General features: G+C 66.7%; 18 protein-coding genes. 8 read left to right on the top strand and 10 right to left on the bottom strand.

Features of this window, described 5'->3' with window-relative positions; all coding sequences use genetic code 11:
- Positions 1 to 23 precede the first annotated feature (23 nt).
- Together yihA and C7T96_RS18485 are read right to left on the bottom strand one after the other, a co-directional pair.
- Positions 24 to 680 carry a ribosome biogenesis GTP-binding protein YihA/YsxC gene (gene yihA / locus C7T96_RS18490; protein ID WP_106572739.1) on the bottom strand — a complete coding sequence of 219 codons (657 nt, stop codon included), beginning with the start codon at positions 678 to 680 and terminating at the stop codon, positions 24 to 26.
- The gene (locus tag C7T96_RS18485; protein ID WP_106572738.1) at positions 677 to 1,315 is read right to left on the bottom strand and encodes a CatB-related O-acetyltransferase; all 639 of its coding nucleotides are present in this window, start codon (positions 1,313 to 1,315) and stop codon (positions 677 to 679) included. The genes yihA and C7T96_RS18485 overlap by 4 nt, the downstream gene beginning before the upstream one ends.
- A 273-nt stretch (positions 1,316 to 1,588) precedes the next feature.
- On the opposite strand from C7T96_RS18485, the gene argB reads away from it, so the two are divergent.
- Positions 1,589 to 2,485, top strand: a complete 897-nt coding sequence (gene argB / locus C7T96_RS18480; protein ID WP_106572737.1) for an acetylglutamate kinase — start codon at positions 1,589 to 1,591, stop codon at positions 2,483 to 2,485.
- A 29-nt stretch (positions 2,486 to 2,514) separates the two neighbouring features.
- Here the strand turns inward: argB and C7T96_RS18475 are convergent, their stop codons facing one another.
- Complete coding sequence (locus C7T96_RS18475; protein WP_106572736.1) at positions 2,515 to 3,420, bottom strand: DMT family transporter; 906 nt, start codon at positions 3,418 to 3,420, stop codon at positions 2,515 to 2,517.
- 83 nt (positions 3,421 to 3,503) lie between these two features.
- Positions 3,504 to 4,406, bottom strand: coding sequence for a GGDEF domain-containing protein (locus tag C7T96_RS18470; RefSeq protein WP_245414174.1), 903 nt, complete (start codon positions 4,404 to 4,406; stop codon positions 3,504 to 3,506).
- Between C7T96_RS18470 and C7T96_RS18465 the strand changes: the two genes are divergently transcribed.
- Positions 4,405 to 5,118: a pyrimidine 5'-nucleotidase gene (locus C7T96_RS18465; protein WP_106572734.1), complete on the top strand. Its 714-nt coding sequence runs from the start codon at positions 4,405 to 4,407 to the stop codon at positions 5,116 to 5,118. The genes C7T96_RS18470 and C7T96_RS18465 overlap by 2 nt on opposite strands.
- A 36-nt stretch (positions 5,119 to 5,154) precedes the next feature.
- Here C7T96_RS18465 and C7T96_RS18460 read toward each other — a convergent pair whose 3' ends face one another.
- Positions 5,155 to 5,994: an LOG family protein gene (locus C7T96_RS18460; RefSeq protein ID WP_106572733.1), complete on the bottom strand. Its 840-nt coding sequence runs from the start codon at positions 5,992 to 5,994 to the stop codon at positions 5,155 to 5,157.
- Positions 5,995 to 6,144: 150 nt separating this feature from the next.
- On the opposite strand from C7T96_RS18460, the gene dapD reads away from it, so the two are divergent.
- From dapD to C7T96_RS18445, 3 genes are read left to right on the top strand one after another with little or no spacing between them, the layout of a single operon-like run.
- Positions 6,145 to 6,999, top strand: coding sequence for a 2,3,4,5-tetrahydropyridine-2,6-dicarboxylate N-succinyltransferase (gene dapD / locus C7T96_RS18455; RefSeq protein WP_106572884.1), 855 nt, complete (start codon positions 6,145 to 6,147; stop codon positions 6,997 to 6,999).
- A 5-nt stretch (positions 7,000 to 7,004) separates the two neighbouring features.
- On the top strand, positions 7,005 to 7,367 hold the full coding sequence (locus C7T96_RS18450; RefSeq protein ID WP_158264415.1) for a DUF805 domain-containing protein: 363 nt from the start codon (positions 7,005 to 7,007) through the stop codon (positions 7,365 to 7,367).
- 9 nt (positions 7,368 to 7,376) lie between these two features.
- Positions 7,377 to 8,090, top strand: a complete 714-nt coding sequence (locus tag C7T96_RS18445) for a hypothetical protein (protein ID WP_106572731.1) — start codon at positions 7,377 to 7,379, stop codon at positions 8,088 to 8,090.
- A 63-nt stretch (positions 8,091 to 8,153) separates the two neighbouring features.
- Here the strand turns inward: C7T96_RS18445 and C7T96_RS18440 are convergent, their stop codons facing one another.
- On the bottom strand, positions 8,154 to 8,591 hold the full coding sequence (locus C7T96_RS18440; protein ID WP_106572730.1) for a YqaA family protein: 438 nt from the start codon (positions 8,589 to 8,591) through the stop codon (positions 8,154 to 8,156).
- A 327-nt stretch (positions 8,592 to 8,918) separates the two neighbouring features.
- Here C7T96_RS18440 and C7T96_RS18435 point away from each other — a divergent pair, with 327 nt between their 5' ends.
- Positions 8,919 to 10,502: an adenylate/guanylate cyclase domain-containing protein gene (locus C7T96_RS18435; RefSeq protein WP_106572883.1), complete on the top strand. Its 1,584-nt coding sequence runs from the start codon at positions 8,919 to 8,921 to the stop codon at positions 10,500 to 10,502.
- A gap of 29 nt (positions 10,503 to 10,531) precedes the next feature.
- Here C7T96_RS18435 and C7T96_RS18430 read toward each other — a convergent pair whose 3' ends face one another.
- Entirely contained in the window at positions 10,532 to 11,569 is a 1,038-nt protein-coding gene (locus C7T96_RS18430) for a 2-dehydropantoate 2-reductase (protein WP_106572729.1), read from the bottom strand.
- Positions 11,570 to 11,713: 144 nt separating this feature from the next.
- On the opposite strand from C7T96_RS18430, the gene dapE reads away from it, so the two are divergent.
- Entirely contained in the window at positions 11,714 to 12,901 is a 1,188-nt protein-coding gene (gene dapE / locus C7T96_RS18425; protein WP_106572728.1) for a succinyl-diaminopimelate desuccinylase, read from the top strand.
- 7 nt (positions 12,902 to 12,908) lie between these two features.
- Positions 12,909 to 13,502: a transporter gene (locus C7T96_RS18420; RefSeq protein WP_106572727.1), complete on the top strand. Its 594-nt coding sequence runs from the start codon at positions 12,909 to 12,911 to the stop codon at positions 13,500 to 13,502.
- A gap of 22 nt (positions 13,503 to 13,524) precedes the next feature.
- Here the strand turns inward: C7T96_RS18420 and truA are convergent, their stop codons facing one another.
- From truA to fmt, 3 genes are read right to left on the bottom strand one after another with little or no spacing between them, the layout of a single operon-like run.
- Entirely contained in the window at positions 13,525 to 14,268 is a 744-nt protein-coding gene (truA, locus tag C7T96_RS18415) for a tRNA pseudouridine(38-40) synthase TruA (RefSeq protein WP_106572726.1), read from the bottom strand.
- A 5-nt stretch (positions 14,269 to 14,273) separates the two neighbouring features.
- Positions 14,274 to 14,771 carry an N-acetyltransferase gene (locus C7T96_RS18410; protein WP_106572725.1) on the bottom strand — a complete coding sequence of 166 codons (498 nt, stop codon included), beginning with the start codon at positions 14,769 to 14,771 and terminating at the stop codon, positions 14,274 to 14,276.
- Positions 14,768 to 15,703: a methionyl-tRNA formyltransferase gene (fmt, locus tag C7T96_RS18405; protein ID WP_106572724.1), complete on the bottom strand. Its 936-nt coding sequence runs from the start codon at positions 15,701 to 15,703 to the stop codon at positions 14,768 to 14,770. The genes C7T96_RS18410 and fmt overlap by 4 nt, the downstream gene beginning before the upstream one ends.
- Between the last annotated feature and the right edge of the window lie 45 nt (positions 15,704 to 15,748).

The following is a 15,748-nucleotide window of genomic DNA, read 5'->3' as shown; positions in this document are numbered from 1 at the left end:
CTTCGCGCCACGCCCGGCCCGGCCTACGAGGCGATTGCCGTCATGATCGCGGCGCGCAGGCCGTCAATGCCGACGCCCTTCTCCGACGAGGTGGCCAGCACCTCGGGATAGGCCGCGGGCCGCTTCTTGACCGTTGCCAAAGTCTGCGCGAGCAGGGTTTCAACCGCCGGCGGCTTGATCTTGTCGGCCTTTGTCAAAACGATCTGATAGGAGACTGCGGCGCGGTCGAGCAGGTCCATCACCTCGCCGTCGATCGCCTTGACGCCGTGGCGGGCGTCGATCAGCACGTAGACGCGCTTCAGCGTGACGCGGCCGCGCAGATAGTCGAACACCAGCCTGGTCCAGTTCTCCACCACCGCCTTGGGCGCCTTGGCGAAGCCGTAACCCGGCATGTCGACCAAAGCGAGCGGCGGCAGGTCATCGGCGGTGCCGGCGTGGCCGTCGGGCACGAAATAGTTCAGCTCCTGCGTGCGGCCCGGCGTATTGGAGGTACGCGCCAGCGCCTTCTGGCCGACCAGCGCGTTGATCAGCGACGATTTGCCGACATTCGACCGGCCGGCGAAGGCGATCTCGGGCGGGCCTTCCGGCGGCAGGAATTTCATCGCCGGCACGCCGCGAATGAAGACCCACGCGCGAGGAAAGTCCCGCCCGGTGCCGCTGTCGGTTTTCGTCTCGCTCACGTCGCTGATTCCAACCGTTCCAGATCGTTTCCGCCGATGGCATCGATGTTGCGCGTCACCTTGTCAACAGGCCAGTTCCACCAGGCAACCGCAAGCAGGCGCTCGACGGTGGCGGCATCGAAGCGCATGCGCACGATGCGGGCCGGATTGCCAGCGACCACGGCATAGGGCGGCACATCGGCCGACACCATGGCGCCGGCCGCCACGATCGCGCCATCGCCGATCGTCACGCCGGGCATGACCGTGGCGTCGATGCCGAACCAGACGTCGTTGCCCACGACCGTGTCGCCGCGAAACCCGGCAGCCAGCGATTGCGGATCGAAACTGTCGCGCCAGGCGCCGCCGAAAATGGCGAACGGAAAGGTGGAAAAGCCGCGCAGATCGTGGTTGGCACCGTTCATGATGAAACGGGTGTTGGCGGCGATGGCGCAATAACGGCCGATGACGAGCCGGTCGCCGACGAAGTCGAAATGATAGAGCACGTTGTGCTCCTCGAAACGCTCGGGGCCAAGCGGGTCGTCGTAATAGGTGTAGTCACCGACCTCGATGGTCGGGCGGGTGATCAACGGTTTCAGAAACGCGGTGCGCGGGTGGAACGGCAGCGGGTGGGTGTCGTGCGGATCAGGCGCGTGCATGGGGCGTCTTTCTCGGTGAGCATGATGAACAGGGTGCGGGACAAACGATCCGGCCCGGCGCGACGACGCCGTTTCGTGCGGATCAGGCAACCTTGTTCATCGAACCCGTACTCCCCGAAAGAGGCCGCGCTTATAACGCCGCAAGCGTCACGCGTCCACGAAAAACCGGCATAGACGACCTCAGGGGGGCGCGGGCGCCGGCAGCAATTGCCCGATCCCCGCTTTCCCGCTATGACCCGCCGGACATTTTTTAACGGCCGCAACAGGAAACCGATGACGAGCGACATTGCCGCCACAGCCCGGGAACAAGCGCGTCTGCTTTCGGCGGCGCTGCCCTATATGCAGCGCTACGAGAACAAAACCGTGGTGGTCAAATATGGCGGCCATGCCATGGGCGACACGGAGCTCGGCCGGGCATTCGCCCGCGATATCGCGCTGCTGAAACAGTCGGGCGTCAACCCGATCGTCGTGCATGGCGGCGGGCCGCAGATCGCGGCGATGCTGGCCAAGATGGGCATCGAATCGAAATTCGAGGGCGGCCTGCGCGTCACCGACGCCAAGACCGTCGAGATCGTCGAGATGGTGCTGGCGGGCTCGATCAACAAGGAGATCGTGGCGCTGATCAACGCCGAGGGCGAATGGGCGATCGGCCTGTGCGGCAAGGACGGCAACATGGTGTTCGCCGAGAAGGCGCACAAGACCGCGATCGATCCCGATTCCAACATCGAGCGCGTGCTCGATCTCGGTTTCGTCGGCGAACCGGTCGAGGTCGACCGCACGCTGCTCGACCTTCTGGCCCGTTCGGAAATGATCCCCGTGATCGCGCCGGTGGCGCCAGGCCGCGACGGCCACACCTACAACATCAACGCCGACACCTTCGCCGGGGCGATCGCCGGCGCCGTCAAGGCCTCGCGGCTGTTGTTTCTGACCGACGTGCCGGGCGTGCTCGACCGCGACAAGACGCTGATCGACGAGCTGACGGTGGCCGAAGCCAGGTCGCTGATCGCCGATGGCACCATTTCGGGCGGCATGATCCCGAAAGTGGAGACCTGTATCGAGGCGATCGAGCGCGGCGTGGAAGGGGTGGTCATCCTCAACGGCAAGACGCCGCATGCCGTACTTCTGGAACTGTTTACCGAGCACGGCGCCGGCACGCTGATCGTGCCGTAACGCGAGACGGCGCGGGCCTGCGCCCGGCGTCAGCCCATCGCCAGCAAAAGCAGGATGCCGGCCACGATCAGCAGGCAGCCGGCGGTTTCCATCAAATTGATACGCTCGCGGAAGAAATAGACCGTCGAGGCGAAGGTGAAGATCATCTCGACCTGCGCCAGCGCCTTGACCACCGCCGCCTGCTGCAACGTCATGGCCATGAACCAGCCGAAGGAGGCCGTGGCGCCGGCAAGCCCGACCACCAGGGCCGGCTTCCACGCCTTGCGGATGCGGCCGATCTCGGCCCGGTCCTGCCACAGCATCCACAAGGCCATGACCAGGCTCTGGAACACGATCACCCAGGCAAGCGTGACCGCGGCCTGCATGATGAAATTGGGTCCGCCGAGCGCCAGCGAGGCGGCGCGGTAGGCAACCGCCGTGATGCCGAACAAGGCCCCCGAGGCAAGCCCGACCAGGGCATTGCGACCGGCCAGCGAGGCAAACAGCGCCCGCCAGCTCAAGGGCGTATGGGCGACCGAGATCAGCATGACGCCGAACACGCTGACGCCGATGGCGGCCAGCGCGCCGGCCGAGACCTTCTCGCCGAGGAAAATCAGGCCGAACAGCGCCGCCTGCGCCGGCTCGGTGCGCGAATAGGCGGTGCCGACGGCGAAGTTGCGGAAGGAGAACAGGTGGATCAGCAAAAAGGTGGCCGCGATCTGACCGAGCCCGCCGACGAGCATCCAGGCAAAGAAGGTCGCGTTGAGCCGAGGCAGCGCATGGCCGGCGCCGAGATGCAGCATGGCCACGAACACAAGCGCGAAGGGCACGCCGAAACCGAAGCGCACGAAGGTTGCCCCCGTGGTTCCCATCACGCCCTTGAGATGTTTTTGCATCGCGGAACGGATGTTCTGCAGGAACGCGGCCGCGATGGTGATCGGTATCCAGAGTTCCAAGAACGCCCCTCGCGTAAAAGAGGCGATCTAGGCCGACCGCGACCTTCAAGGCAAGAGGAACGCCACGGACCGGCCTCGTCCCGTCATGCGGCCGCGCGGTTCTCGTCGTCCTGCGTCACCACGCAGTCGCGCCCGGCCCGTTTGGCCAGGTAGAGACGCCGATCGGCGCTGCGCAGCGCCTGCGAGACCGTCAGGGCGCGGGAAAAGTGCGTGCCACCAATGCTGACGGACAGCGGCACCGGCCGGTCGGACGGCCTGAACGACGTCGCCGCGACCGCGCGCCGGATATCCTCGCCGACCTGCGCGATCGCAAGACCCCGGCAACCGGGGAGGTAGACAGCGAACTCCTCGCCGCCGATGCGGCCGACAATGCTGCCGCGCGGCAGGGCACGGCGGATCGCATTGGCGATCGCCACCAGCGCAACGTCTCCCGCCTGGTGGCCATAGGTATCGTTGACCGCCTTGAAATGATCGGCATCGACAATCAGCAGGGCGCCGTCGCCCCCCGTCGCCTGCTCGCCGGCGATCGCGTCGAGCGCGCTTTCGCGATTGAGCATGCCGATCATCGGATCGCGGCTCGCCCGCTCGGCCAGCCGCGCATGCGCCTGGTGCAGATCGGTGTGCGCGCGGGCCAGTCGGGCGTGCATGTCGAGGAACCGCCGCCGCTGGTACAGTTGGAAGGCACTAACAGGCCAGCCGATCACCAACGGGCATACGAGCGACATCAGGAGGCCATTGGGTCCCAGGGACAGGCCTTGCAGCCGCATAAGGCTGAAAGCGACCAAAACCGAGGTCGCCATGGCGCCGACGGCGATCAGTGCCGAGTTCAAAACAATAGAGCGCATTGCGTACTCCCCACGGGCCGCTGTTGCCATCGCACCGTTAAAAATCCGGTATGAGACTTCGGTCAAATTTGAAACGATCCGGAACTGCCGGATGGTCGTGTCCGCTGTCATCGCTGCGGCAAAGATGCGATAAGGCGGCATGACACAGATTCCCGAATCGTCCGACTTCACCGGCATCCGCAACTGGGTGTTCGACCTCGACAACACGCTTTATCCGCACCACTCGAACCTGTTCGCCCAGATCGACGTGCGCATGACGGCCTATGTGTCGGAACTGCTGGAACTGCCGCGCGATCAGGCGCGCGTGCTGCAGAAGGAGCTCTACCGCGAGCACGGCACGACGCTGAACGGGCTGATGGTCCGCCACGGCATCGACCCGGACGATTTTCTGCAGAAGGTGCACGATATCGACTACACCCATCTCGCGCCCGACCCGGCCCTCGGCGCGCAGATCCGGACCCTGCCCGGCCGCAAGTTCATCTTCACCAATGGCGATCGCGGCCATGCCGAGCGCACGGCGGCACAGCTTGGCATCCTCGACCATTTCGACGACATATTCGACATCGTGGCCGCCGGGCTGGTGCCGAAACCGGCACGCGAGACCTACGACAAGTTCACCGCGCTACACCGGGTCGCGGGCGCCGATTCGGTGATGTTCGAGGATCTGGCCCGCAACCTCGCCGTGCCCAAGGCGCTCGGCATGAAGACGGTATTGATCGTGCCGCGCAATTTCGAGCCGACCTTTGCGGAAATCTGGGAACAGGACGCCGACAAGGAGGACGATGTCGACTACGTGACCGACGATCTCGCCGGCTTCCTGGCCGCGATCAATCCAGCCGGCGGCAAAGCCTGACTGGCCGGCGCCGCAGGTTCGCGCCAGCGGCGCGCGTCAGATCTCGTAGAAACGCTTGACGCGGTCCCAGGCCTCGTCGGCCGTGTCGACATAGTCGATCAGGTTGCGGTCGTCGGGCGAGATGGTGCCCTGCTCGGCCAAAAAGTCGATATTGACCGCGCCTTCCCAGAACGCGCGGCCAAACAGGATGACGGGAACCCGCTCCATGCGCCCGGTCTGGATCAGGGTCAGCGTTTCGAAAAACTCGTCCATGGTCCCGAAACCGCCGGGGAAGATGGCGACCGCCTTGGCGCGCATCATGAAATGCATCTTGCGGATCGCGAAATAATGGAAGTTGAAGCACAGTTCGGGCGTGACGTAGGGGTTGGGCGCCTGTTCGTGCGGCAGGACGATGTTGAGCCCGATCGTGGGCGCGCCGACATCGGCCGCGCCGCGATTTCCGGCCTCCATGACGCCCGGACCGCCACCGGTGACGATGACGAATTCGCGGTAGTAGGACGCAGCCGAGTGATGCGAGCAGAGGCGGGCGAAATTGCGCGCCTCCTCGTAATAGCGGCTGTTGGCGAGCAGGTTCTTTTCCTGCACCTTGTTCTTGGCCGCCCAGGCCTCGCCGCCGGGCTCGGGTATGCGCGCGCCGCCGAACAGGATCACCGTGGAGCGGATGCCCCGCTCGGCGAGCGCCATTTCCGGCTTCAACAGCTCGAGCTGCAGGCGCACGGCGCGCAGTTCGCGCCGGGTCATGAAATCGTCGTCGTCCCAGGCCAGGCGATAGGCAGACGACCGCGTCTGCTCGGTATCGGGCACGCTGCGCGAGCGTTCCAGATCCTCATCCGAATGCGGCAACGGCGTCCAGCCGTTCTTGTCCATCGGGTTCATGCGTCCAGTCCCCTTGTGCGTCGCTTTGCACCCTCCGCCCGGCATGGTCGCGATTGACCCTCCCATGGCGTTGACATAGGTTCCGCGCGACTTTCGCCCCATCTATGGCTAAAGCCTATCCCTTAATGAGACGTTGTAATGGAGCCCTGGATGCACAAGCCTGACCTCGCAGCCCTCGAGCGCACGATCGAACAGGCCTTCGAGGCGCGCGACAACGTCAGCACGACCACGCGCGGCGAGGTGCGGGACGCCGTCGAGACGGCGCTCGAGCTGATGGATCGCGGCCAGGCGCGGGTGGCCGAACGCGATACCGACGGCGCCTGGCGGGTGAACCAATGGCTGAAAAAGGCGGTGCTTCTGTCCTTCCGGCTCAACCCGATGGAGATCATCAAGGGCGGACCGGGCGAAGCCGTGTGGTGGGACAAGGTGGCGTCCAAATTCGACGGCTGGAGCGCGAACGAGTTCGAGAAGGCCGGTTTCCGCGCCGTGCCCAACGCGGTGGTGCGCCGCTCGGCCTATATCGCGCCGGGCGCGGTCTTGATGCCCTCCTTCGTCAATCTTGGCGCCTATGTCGACGCCGGCACGATGGTCGACACCTGGGCGACCGTCGGCTCGTGCGCGCAGATCGGCAAGAACGTGCATCTTTCGGGCGGCGTCGGCATTGGCGGCGTTCTGGAGCCGATGCAGGCCGGGCCGACAATCATCGAGGACAATTGCTTCATCGGCGCGCGCTCGGAGGTGGTCGAGGGCTGCATCGTGCGCGAGGGCTCGGTGCTCGGCATGGGCGTGTTCATCGGCAAATCGACCAAGATCGTCGACCGCGCCACCGGCGAGGTGTTTTACGGCGAGGTTCCGCCCTATTCGGTGGTGGTGGCCGGCACGATGCCGGGCAAGACCATCCCCGGCAAGGATTGGGGCCCGAGCCTCTACTGCGCCGTCATCGTCAAGCGGGTCGACGAAAAGACACGCTCCAAGACCTCGATCAACGAGCTGCTGAGGGATTGAACCAGGTGGGTCCGGGCCAAATCCTCTGGCTGTTCTTCGGCTTTTCCGGCCGCCTCAGCCGCCAAGCCTACGCGCTGGCCGGGCTGCTGCTTTATTTGCTCCGGGTCTATCCGATCTATCGCATCATCAATGCCGGCGACAACGACGCGACGGCCACCTTCTGGGGCGGGATCTTCCTCCTGGTGGTCGGCGCAACGCTGATCTCGCATGTCGCCACCTCGGTGAAACGGCTGCACGACATGAACCAGCCGGGCTGGTTCGCGGTGTTCTTCATCATCGGCGACATTTTGATGTATCTGTTCTTGTGCCTAGCGCCGGGCACGCAAGGACCAAACCGCTTCGGCGCGCAGACCAACGCGCCGAAATAGAGCCGGGCGATGGCCTATCGCACCCTCGACCCCGAACGCATCATTCTCACAGCCGAGATACTGGAGCGTCGGGTCGAGGAGCGCTTTCCCGAGGCCGGACTGCGCAAGGTCGCGCATGAGCTGGTCCTTCTGGCGCGCGATCTCGTCCAGGGCGCGCAGGCGCTGGAGGCGCCGATCGGCTGGCTGCGCGCCCTGATCGGCGTGGTCATCCTGGTCGGGGCGTCGGTCTTCGTGTTCGTGGGCACGATCGTCTCGTTCGACCGGACGCCGACCGGCGCGTTCGATTTCGTCCAGGGTCTGGAAGCCTCGATTAATACGCTGCTGCTGGCCGGCCTCGGCCTGTTCTCGCTGGTCAGCGCCGAAGAGCGCATCAAACGCAAGCGCGTGTTCCGGCAGCTGCACGGGCTGCGCTCGATGATCCACGTCATCGACATGCATCAGCTGACCAAGGATCCGGCCGCCCTGTCGGCCGATTTCCGGCGCACCAGAAGCTCGCCGCAACGCACGCTGGGCGCGGGCGACCTGGCGCGTTATCTCGATTACTGCTCCGAAATGCTGTCGATCACCGGCAAACTTGCCGCGCTCTACGCACAGTCGGTCAACGACAGTATCGTGGTCGACGCGGTCAACGATATCGAGACGCTCGGCACCAATCTGTCGCGCAAGATCTGGCAAAAAATCATGCTGATCGGCGATGCCGGGATGAAGGCGAAGGGGGACTAGAGCCGCCACCCCCTCTCCGTCCCGCTTCCCCAGCCCCGCTCCGGAACGGTCGCGAACGGCCGCTCAGCCCCAAAGACCGGCTGCGAGCGCCGAAACCGCGACATAGCGCCCGGTTTTGGCCACCGCCACCAGCAGCACAAAGCTCCAGAAGGGTTCACGCAGGACCCCGGCGGCGACGGTCAGCGCGTCGCCGCCGATCGGCGCCCATGACAAAAGCAGGCTCCAGCGCCCCCATCTGCGATACCAGTTCGATGCGCGGGCAAGTGCCTTGGGCGAGACCGGGAACCAACGACGATCCCGGTAGCGCGACACGCCGCGCCCGAGCGCCCAATTGACCACCGCGCCGAGCGTGTTGCCGACGCTGGCGACGGCGATGGTGAGGCCGAGCGGATAACCGGCGAGCTGCAAGCCGACAAGCGCGGCCTCCGACTGGGCCGGCAGGATCGTCGCGGCAACGAAGGCGACGGCAAACAAGCTTGCGAGCGCGAACACTCCGTCCATTCGACACCACCCCGGTTCTCGGCGACGGCACTTGCCGAAGACCGTCTTCGGATCACCCGCCGGCAGGCGAACGCGATAAGCCTCGCGCCCCGCAAGGGCCGGCGAAAGCCGCACATCGCGGGCCTGGCGGCAATCGAGGCCGGACGAGGCCGTTCGCGCCCGCTTCCTATCGCCGCCGCCAGACACTGGCAAACGCCAAACCCGCGCACCGATACGGATCGCGCTCGTCACGGGCGCTTTGGTTGGCTATCCTCTCAGTTTCGGGGAGAGGGCTGGGAGAAAACCGTGTCGCAACCCGCCGAAGACAAGGACATCGCGATCGGGCGCATGTGGCTTTACGCCGCCGAACGCCCCTGGTTGCTGGGCACCATCGTGGTGCTGGCGCTGGTTTTGCTGCCCGTTGCCGTGTGGATGGATCTCAAGAACCTGTCCGACCGGGCGCTGACCGTCCAGGCCCGGACCCTGAACCGGATGCTCAACGATATACGCGGCTATTACGCCACCAATATCGTGAGCCGGGTGCAGGGCCATGACGGCGACAGCATCGCCGCGCACGACTATGCCGACATTCCCGGAGCGGTACCGATCCCGGCAACGCTGTCGCTCGAACTCGGCGACGTGATCGGCACCAGCGGCGAGGAGGAAATCGGCTACCGCTTCGTGTCCGATTTCACCTTCACGAGCCGGGCCGCGCACCGGCTCGACGGTTTCGAGCGCGCCGCGCTCGCCTCCTTCCGCGCATCGCGCGACCCCGACGCCGTGGCCACCGAGATCGCCGGCTCGCTGTTCGAGCGCGAGATCCGCATGGCGGTTCCCGTCATTCTCGGCCAAGCCTGCGTGTCGTGCCACAACAATCATCCGCTCAGTCCCAAACATGACTGGAGGGTGGGCGACGTGCGCGGCATCCAGGCGATCACCGTGCATCAGCCGATCGCGGAAAATCTTTTTTCCTTCAAATATCTGTTCATCTATTTCGCCGGCGCCGGCGCGTTCGGCATCGCACTGACCGGCCTCAACTGGCGCCAGGCCAATCAATTCCGGCGGATGAACAGCGAGCTGGAGGAGACGAACGACTTCCTCGCCTCGGTGTCGATGAAAATCTCGAAATATCTGTCGCCGCAGATCTACAAGAGCATCTTTTCCGGCGAGAAGGACGTCACGATCTCGACCGAGCGCAAGAAACTGACGATCTTCTTTTCCGATATCAAGGATTTCACAGAGACCTCCGAACATCTGCAGCCGGAGGAGCTGACCAACCTGCTCAACGAGTATTTTACCGAAATGTCGGCGATCGCCCACGCGCATGGCGCAACCGTGGACAAGTTCATCGGCGACGCCATCCTCGCCTTCTTCGGCGATCCGCACACGCGCGGCGCGCGCGAGGACGCCAATGCCTGTCTCGACATGGCGATGGCCATGCAGCGGCGCATGGTGGCGCTGAAAGGCGAATGGCGCCGGCGCGGCATCGAAAAGCCGTTCGAGGTGCGCATGGGCATCAATACCGGTTACTGCAATGTCGGCAATTTCGGCTCGGCCGACCGGATGGACTACACGATCATCGGCGCGGAGGCGAACCTGGCCGCACGCCTGCAACACATCGCCGAACCGGGCGGCATCGTGCTGTCCTACGAGACCTGGGCGCATGTGCGCGACAGGGTGCGCGCGCGTCCCCTGCAGCCGATCACGCTGAAAGGCATTTCGGGCGAAATCGTGCCCTATGCCGTCGAAGGCATTCACGACGGCGACGACGCGCCGGCCACGATCAACGAGGCGGAGAGCGGCCTGTCGCTGTTTCTGGACGTCGACCGTCTCGACGCCGGGGCGCGGCGGCGCGCCGAGACCGTGCTCGAAAAGGCACTGGACGCCGTGCGCGGCGCACGACCGGAAAAACCTCCCGAAACCGCCGGCTGAGATGGCGAAACGCTGCCGGCGACAGCGTCCTAGCGTGCGGCTTGCGCCAGCACAGCCTCCGGCTCGAGCCGCGGCGCCCCGCGCCCGGCCCGCTCGGCGCGCCGGATCGCGGCCAGTACGGCGCGGTTGGCGGGCGCGGCACGGCCATGGCGTTCTGCCAGCGCGATCACAGCGCCCTGAAACTGGTCGATCTCCGTCGGCCGGCCCCGTTCCAGATCCTCCCACATGGAGGAACGCGCGGCGGGATCGACGGCGAGCATGCGTCGGGCGAGACGGCGAAACAGCGGATCGGGCAGACGCAGCACCGCCGGCAGCAGGCCGGGCCGCAAGCGCCCGATGCGCGCCGGCCTGATACCGGCCGCCTTCATCGCGCCAAGCGCCTCGGCGATCTGGACGGCCAGCACACGCCGCCAGCGCCGGTCGGCGAGTTCGTCGGCCAGCGGCAGGCCCGACAGGGCGTTGAGGGCGTTGTTGAGATTGAGCAGCAGCTTGCCCCACAGCACGGCGTCCATGTCGGCGGCGGCCGAAACGGGAAAACCGGCGACGTCGAGGAAGGCGGCGAGCCCTTCGGGCACGGGGTCGACCAGGGTCGTGCCTTCCGTCGCGCGGTGAAAGACCGGCGCGCCATCGGCCGGCATCGCGGCAACCACATTAAACGGCACCATGCCGGCCACGACCGGATGGCGCGCGCCCAGCCCGGCCCGCAGCGCGGCGGGGTTGGCGACGCCGTTCTGCAGGCTGACCACCACCGTGCCCGGCCTGGCATGGCGCGCGATCAGCCCGGCCATTTCCCGCGTCGCGCCGCTCTTGACGGTGACAAGCACGATGTCGGCATCAACCAGCACGGCTGCGGGGTTTTCGCCGGCCTGGACACGACCGGCAGGCAAATGACGCTGCGTACCGTCGAGGTCGCGGACCGCAAGACCGGCCCCGGTGACGGCATCGACGACGCGCGACCTTGCCAGCAGCGCCACCCGGCGCCCGCCAAGCGCCAGGCAGGCACCGGCATAACAGCCGATGCTGCCGGCGCCGGCGACCGCGATCCTGGTCTGGTCGTCAAAGCGCATCCCGTCCTCCGCTCTCTCCGCCATCACAGCCATTGCAGCGGCCGCGTCAAGCGTCCGGCCGGTTTTGCGGGTGACATCTGGCCCAAATGCCGATGCCGTTTCGCGGCGTGACAGGGGCCGTCCTTTCGACTATCCATCCGCCTCATGTCACTGCCCGTCGATCCCGCCGCCAATCTGGCCACCCTGATCCGCTGTCCCTCGGTCACACCGGCCGAAGCCGGCGCGCTGTCGGCGCTTGAGGCCATGCTGGACCCGCTCGGCTTTGCCGTCGAACGGCCGGTGTTCAGCGAGGCGGGCACGCCGGACGTCGAAAATCTCTATGCAAGGCTTTCCGGCGCCGGGCCGCATCTGTGTTTTGCCGGGCACACCGACGTCGTGCCGGTCGGCGACGAGGCGGCCTGGACGCATCCCCCCTTCGCCGCCACCGTCGCCAACGGCGCCATGTTCGGCCGCGGCGCGGTCGACATGAAAGGCGGCATCGCCTGTTTCGTGGCGGCGGTCGCCCGCCATATTGGCGAGCACGGCGCGCCGGCAGGCTCGATCTCGCTGCTGATCACCGGCGACGAGGAAGGCCCGGCCGTCAACGGCACGCAAAGGCTGCTGGAATGGGCGGCAGCCAAAGGCGAGCGCTGGGACGCCGCGGTGGTCGGCGAACCGACCAATCCCGAACAACTCGGCGACATGATCAAGATCGGCCGGCGCGGCTCGCTGTCGGGCACGCTGCGCGTCGCCGGCCGGCAGGGCCATGCCGCCTATCCGCACCTGGCCGACAATCCGGTGCGCGGGCTCACCATGCTGATCGACGCGCTGATGCATCCGGCCTATGACGAGGGCACCGAGAATTTCCAGCCGACCAATCTGGAGGTGACCAGCGTCGACGTCGGCAATCCGGCCGTCAACGTCATCCCCGCTTCGGCCACGGCCAGCTTCAACGTGCGCTTCAACGACCGGTGGACAGCGGAAAGCCTGCAGGCGGAAATACACGACCGGCTCGACCGGGCGGCGCAGCTCACGCGGCTGCGACCCGGCCGTCCGGAGCCCGTGTCGTTCGAACTCGACTGGCGCGACCGGCCGAGCCCGGTGTTCGTGACCCACGACGACAAGCTGATCGCGCTGATGCGCAAAGCGGTCAGCGACGTGACCGGGCGCCAGCCGGAACTGTCGACGACCGGCGGCACGTCGGATGCCCGCTTCATCAAGGATTATTGCCCGGTGGTCGAATTCGGGCTGGTCGGCCAGACTATGCACATGGTCGACGAACACGTGGCGCTGGCCGACCTGGAGACGCTGACGCAGATCTATCAGCGCCTGCTGGCGCTGTGGTTCGAGTAGTCCGCCGATGCCGTCAGCCCAGGATATCCAGACCTACATAACCGGCGCCTGGCGGCTGATGATGGGCAAGCCGGAAGCGGTTCGTCTGTTCGACCTGTCGGCGGACGGCTTCTGGAACTCGTTCTATGCCATCGTGGTAGCGGTTCCCGCCCTGACCGTCGGCTGGGCGAGCTTCGCCGGCGATTTCGCGGTCGGCGCAAGCGGGCGTTTCGGGATCGTGTTCCTGCTTGGCGTGATCGATCTGGCAACCTGGGTGCTGCCGCTAATCGTCCTGGCCTTGGTGGCCAAACCCCTCGGGGTCGGCGACCGTTTCGTGCCTTACGTGGTGGCCAGCAATTGGGGCTCTGCGCTGCTGATCTGGCTGATGCTGCCGGCAACGCTGGTGCGCCTGCTGGCGCCGGGCGCCGACGAGCTGGCCGCGCTGCTGTCGCTCGCCGCCTTCCTGGTGACGATGGCCTTGTCGTGGCGGCTGACCAATGCGGTGATCGACCGCGGCGCCGGCCTGGCAAGCGCGGTGTTCGCGCTGATGCTGGCGCTGTCGATCGGCGTGCTTTTGACGCTGCAGGCGCTGTTCGGTCTCGACGCGCTGCCGCCGGCCTGATCGCCGGGGCGCGGCGCGCCGTTCAATAGTCGACCTTGATCAAGCAAAGCCCGCCCGGCGGCGCCACCGGCCCGCAGGCGGTGCGGTCGCGCGCGGCAAGCGCGGCGCTGACGTCGTCGGCGCTCCAGCCGCCATCGCCGACCCGCTTGAGCGTGCCGGCCATGGAGCGGACCTGGTTGTGCAGGAAGGAGCGCGCCGAGGCGCGGATCTCGATCAGCGGGCCGGATCGCGTCACGTCGAGACGGTCGAGCGTCTTTTCCGGGCTTTTCGACTGGCACCGCACCGAGCGAAAAGTGGTGAAATCGTGATGACCGACCAGGCGCTGCGCGGCCCGGTGCATGGCCTCGACGTCGAGTTCCTTCTTCACGTGCCAGGCGAAGTTTCGTTCCAGGGTCAGCGGCGGATGGCGATTGATGATGCGGTAAAGATAATGTCGGCCGCGGGCGGAGAAGCGCGAATCGAAATCCGGACCGACCTTGGCCGCGTCCAGGATAACGACTGTCTCGCCGGCCATCTGGAGATGGGCGTTGACGGCGTCGCGCACGGTGTCGGCCGGCCAGTCCCGGTCAAGGTCGCAATGCGCGACCTGCCCGGTGGCGTGGACGCCGGCATCGGTGCGGCCGGCGCCGCCGAGCGTCACCCGCTCGCGGCAAAAGGCGAACAGCGCCGCCTCGATCGCGCCCTGCACGGAGGGCTGGTCGGCCTGGCGCTGCCAGCCGGCATAGGCGGTGCCGTCATATTCGATGTCGAGCCGGTAGCGTGGCATGGCGCTCAACCGACGCCGAAAGCGCGCGGATAGACCAGGCGGCCGGTCGCCGGCGCGGCACCCCAGGCAAGCGCCTGGAGTGCGTTGCCCTGGAACAGGCTTTCGAATCCGGCCGCGCGCCGGTGCGTATACCCGAAGCGGCCGTAATAGGCCGGATCGCCGAGAACGACGGAAAGCCGTTCGCCGGCCGCGCGCAGACGTCGATGGCCTTCCTGGATCAACGCCGTGCCGATGCCGCGGCCCTGCAACGCTGGCGCGATCGCCACCGGCGCCAGCGCGACGGCCGCGAAGCGGGACGTGTCGTCGACGCCGAGCCGCGAGAACAGGACGTGACCGACGAGCGCCCGATCGCGTTCGGCGACCAGTTCGAGCACGGCGTCGCCGTCGCGGCGGATCGCGTCGACCAGTTCGGCCTCGTCGGTGCGCGCGAAGGCGGCCTCCTCGACCGAAAAGATCGCCGCGCGGTCGGCGTCGGTCGCCGTCCTGATGCCCGTTTCGGTCATGACACCGTATCTCCCCGGCGCAGCGCTGCGCCGCGCAGAAAGGCCTCGGCCGTCATCGGCTTGCCGCCGGCGCGCTGCAGCTCGACCAGGCGGACCGCTCCAGTGCCGCAGGCAATCGTCAGCGCGTCGTCGAGCACGACACCGGGAGCGCCCGTTCCCTCGGCCGGCGCCGAACGCAGGATCTTCAGCCGCTCGGGCCTGTCGGCCAGGGGCGCCTCGCACCAGGCACCCGGAAACGGCGACAGGCCGCGAATGTGATTGTGGATCTCGGTCGCCGACCGCGTCCAGTCGATACGGGTTTCGCCCTTGTCGATCTTTTTGGCGTAGGTGACGCCTTCGGCCGGCTGCGGCGTCAGGGCAAGCCGGCCGGCCTCGAGCGCGGCCAAGGCCTCCACCATCAGCGTGGCGGATTCCCGCGCCAGAACGTCGTGCAGTTCGCCGGCCGTCATGTCCGGGCCAATCTCGACTTGCCTTTGCAAAGCGACGGGACCGGTATCGAGCCCCTCTTCCATCTTCATCACCATCATCGCGGTCTCGCTGTCGCCGGCCATGATCGCGCGCTGGATCGGCGCCGCGCCGCGCCAGCGCGGCAGGGCGGAGGCGTGGCCGTTGAAGCAGCCGAGCCGGGTGCCGTCGAGGATCGGTTTCGGCAGCAGCAGGCCGTAAGCCACCACGACGGCGGCGTCGGCGGCCAGGTCGCGAAAGGAAGCCTGCTCGTCGGCGCCCTTGAGCGAGGCCGGCGTGCGCACCTGAAGGCCGAGCTCCTCGGCGGCGCGGTGCACGGGCGACCGGGTCACCTCCAGCCCGCGACGTCCGGCCTTGCGCGGCGGCTGGGTGTAGACGGCCGCAATGTCGTGGCCGGCCGCGGCAACCGCGCGCAGCGTCGGCACGGAAAAATCGGGCGTGCCCATGAAAACGAGACGAAGCGGCATGTTGGACTACCCGTTGCAGGACCAAGGGACGCGCGCACCACCCCG

The organism is Nitratireductor sp. StC3 (assembly GCF_003015025.1).
In the GTDB taxonomy this organism is placed as follows: Bacteria; Pseudomonadota; Alphaproteobacteria; order Rhizobiales; family Rhizobiaceae; genus Mangrovimarina; species Mangrovimarina alexandrii.
The sequence above is the reverse complement of the archived record's forward strand: the minus strand, read 5'-3'. Positions and strand labels throughout refer to the sequence as shown.

What these genes read in the sequence shown, in the direction of transcription:
- C7T96_RS18485 (WP_106572738.1), bottom strand. Translation starts at nt 1,315, where the DNA reads ATGCACGCGCCTGATCCGCACGACACCCACCCGCTGCCGTTCCACCCG.
- argB (WP_106572737.1), top strand. Translation starts at nt 1,589, where the DNA reads ATGACGAGCGACATTGCCGCCACAGCCCGGGAACAAGCGCGTCTGCTT.
- C7T96_RS18465 (WP_106572734.1), top strand. Translation starts at nt 4,405, where the DNA reads ATGACACAGATTCCCGAATCGTCCGACTTCACCGGCATCCGCAACTGG.
- C7T96_RS18470 (WP_245414174.1), bottom strand. Translation starts at nt 4,406, where the DNA reads ATGCCGCCTTATCGCATCTTTGCCGCAGCGATGACAGCGGACACGACC.
- C7T96_RS18460 (WP_106572733.1), bottom strand. Translation starts at nt 5,994, where the DNA reads ATGAACCCGATGGACAAGAACGGCTGGACGCCGTTGCCGCATTCGGAT.
- dapD (WP_106572884.1), top strand. Translation starts at nt 6,145, where the DNA reads ATGCACAAGCCTGACCTCGCAGCCCTCGAGCGCACGATCGAACAGGCC.
- C7T96_RS18445 (WP_106572731.1), top strand. Translation starts at nt 7,377, where the DNA reads ATGGCCTATCGCACCCTCGACCCCGAACGCATCATTCTCACAGCCGAG.
- C7T96_RS18440 (WP_106572730.1), bottom strand. Translation starts at nt 8,591, where the DNA reads ATGGACGGAGTGTTCGCGCTCGCAAGCTTGTTTGCCGTCGCCTTCGTT.
- C7T96_RS18435 (WP_106572883.1), top strand. Translation starts at nt 8,919, where the DNA reads ATGTGGCTTTACGCCGCCGAACGCCCCTGGTTGCTGGGCACCATCGTG.
- C7T96_RS18430 (WP_106572729.1), bottom strand. Translation starts at nt 11,569, where the DNA reads ATGCGCTTTGACGACCAGACCAGGATCGCGGTCGCCGGCGCCGGCAGC.
- dapE (WP_106572728.1), top strand. Translation starts at nt 11,714, where the DNA reads ATGTCACTGCCCGTCGATCCCGCCGCCAATCTGGCCACCCTGATCCGC.
- C7T96_RS18420 (WP_106572727.1), top strand. Translation starts at nt 12,909, where the DNA reads ATGCCGTCAGCCCAGGATATCCAGACCTACATAACCGGCGCCTGGCGG.
- truA (WP_106572726.1), bottom strand. Translation starts at nt 14,268, where the DNA reads ATGCCACGCTACCGGCTCGACATCGAATATGACGGCACCGCCTATGCC.
- C7T96_RS18410 (WP_106572725.1), bottom strand. Translation starts at nt 14,771, where the DNA reads ATGACCGAAACGGGCATCAGGACGGCGACCGACGCCGACCGCGCGGCG.
- fmt (WP_106572724.1), bottom strand. Translation starts at nt 15,703, where the DNA reads ATGCCGCTTCGTCTCGTTTTCATGGGCACGCCCGATTTTTCCGTGCCG.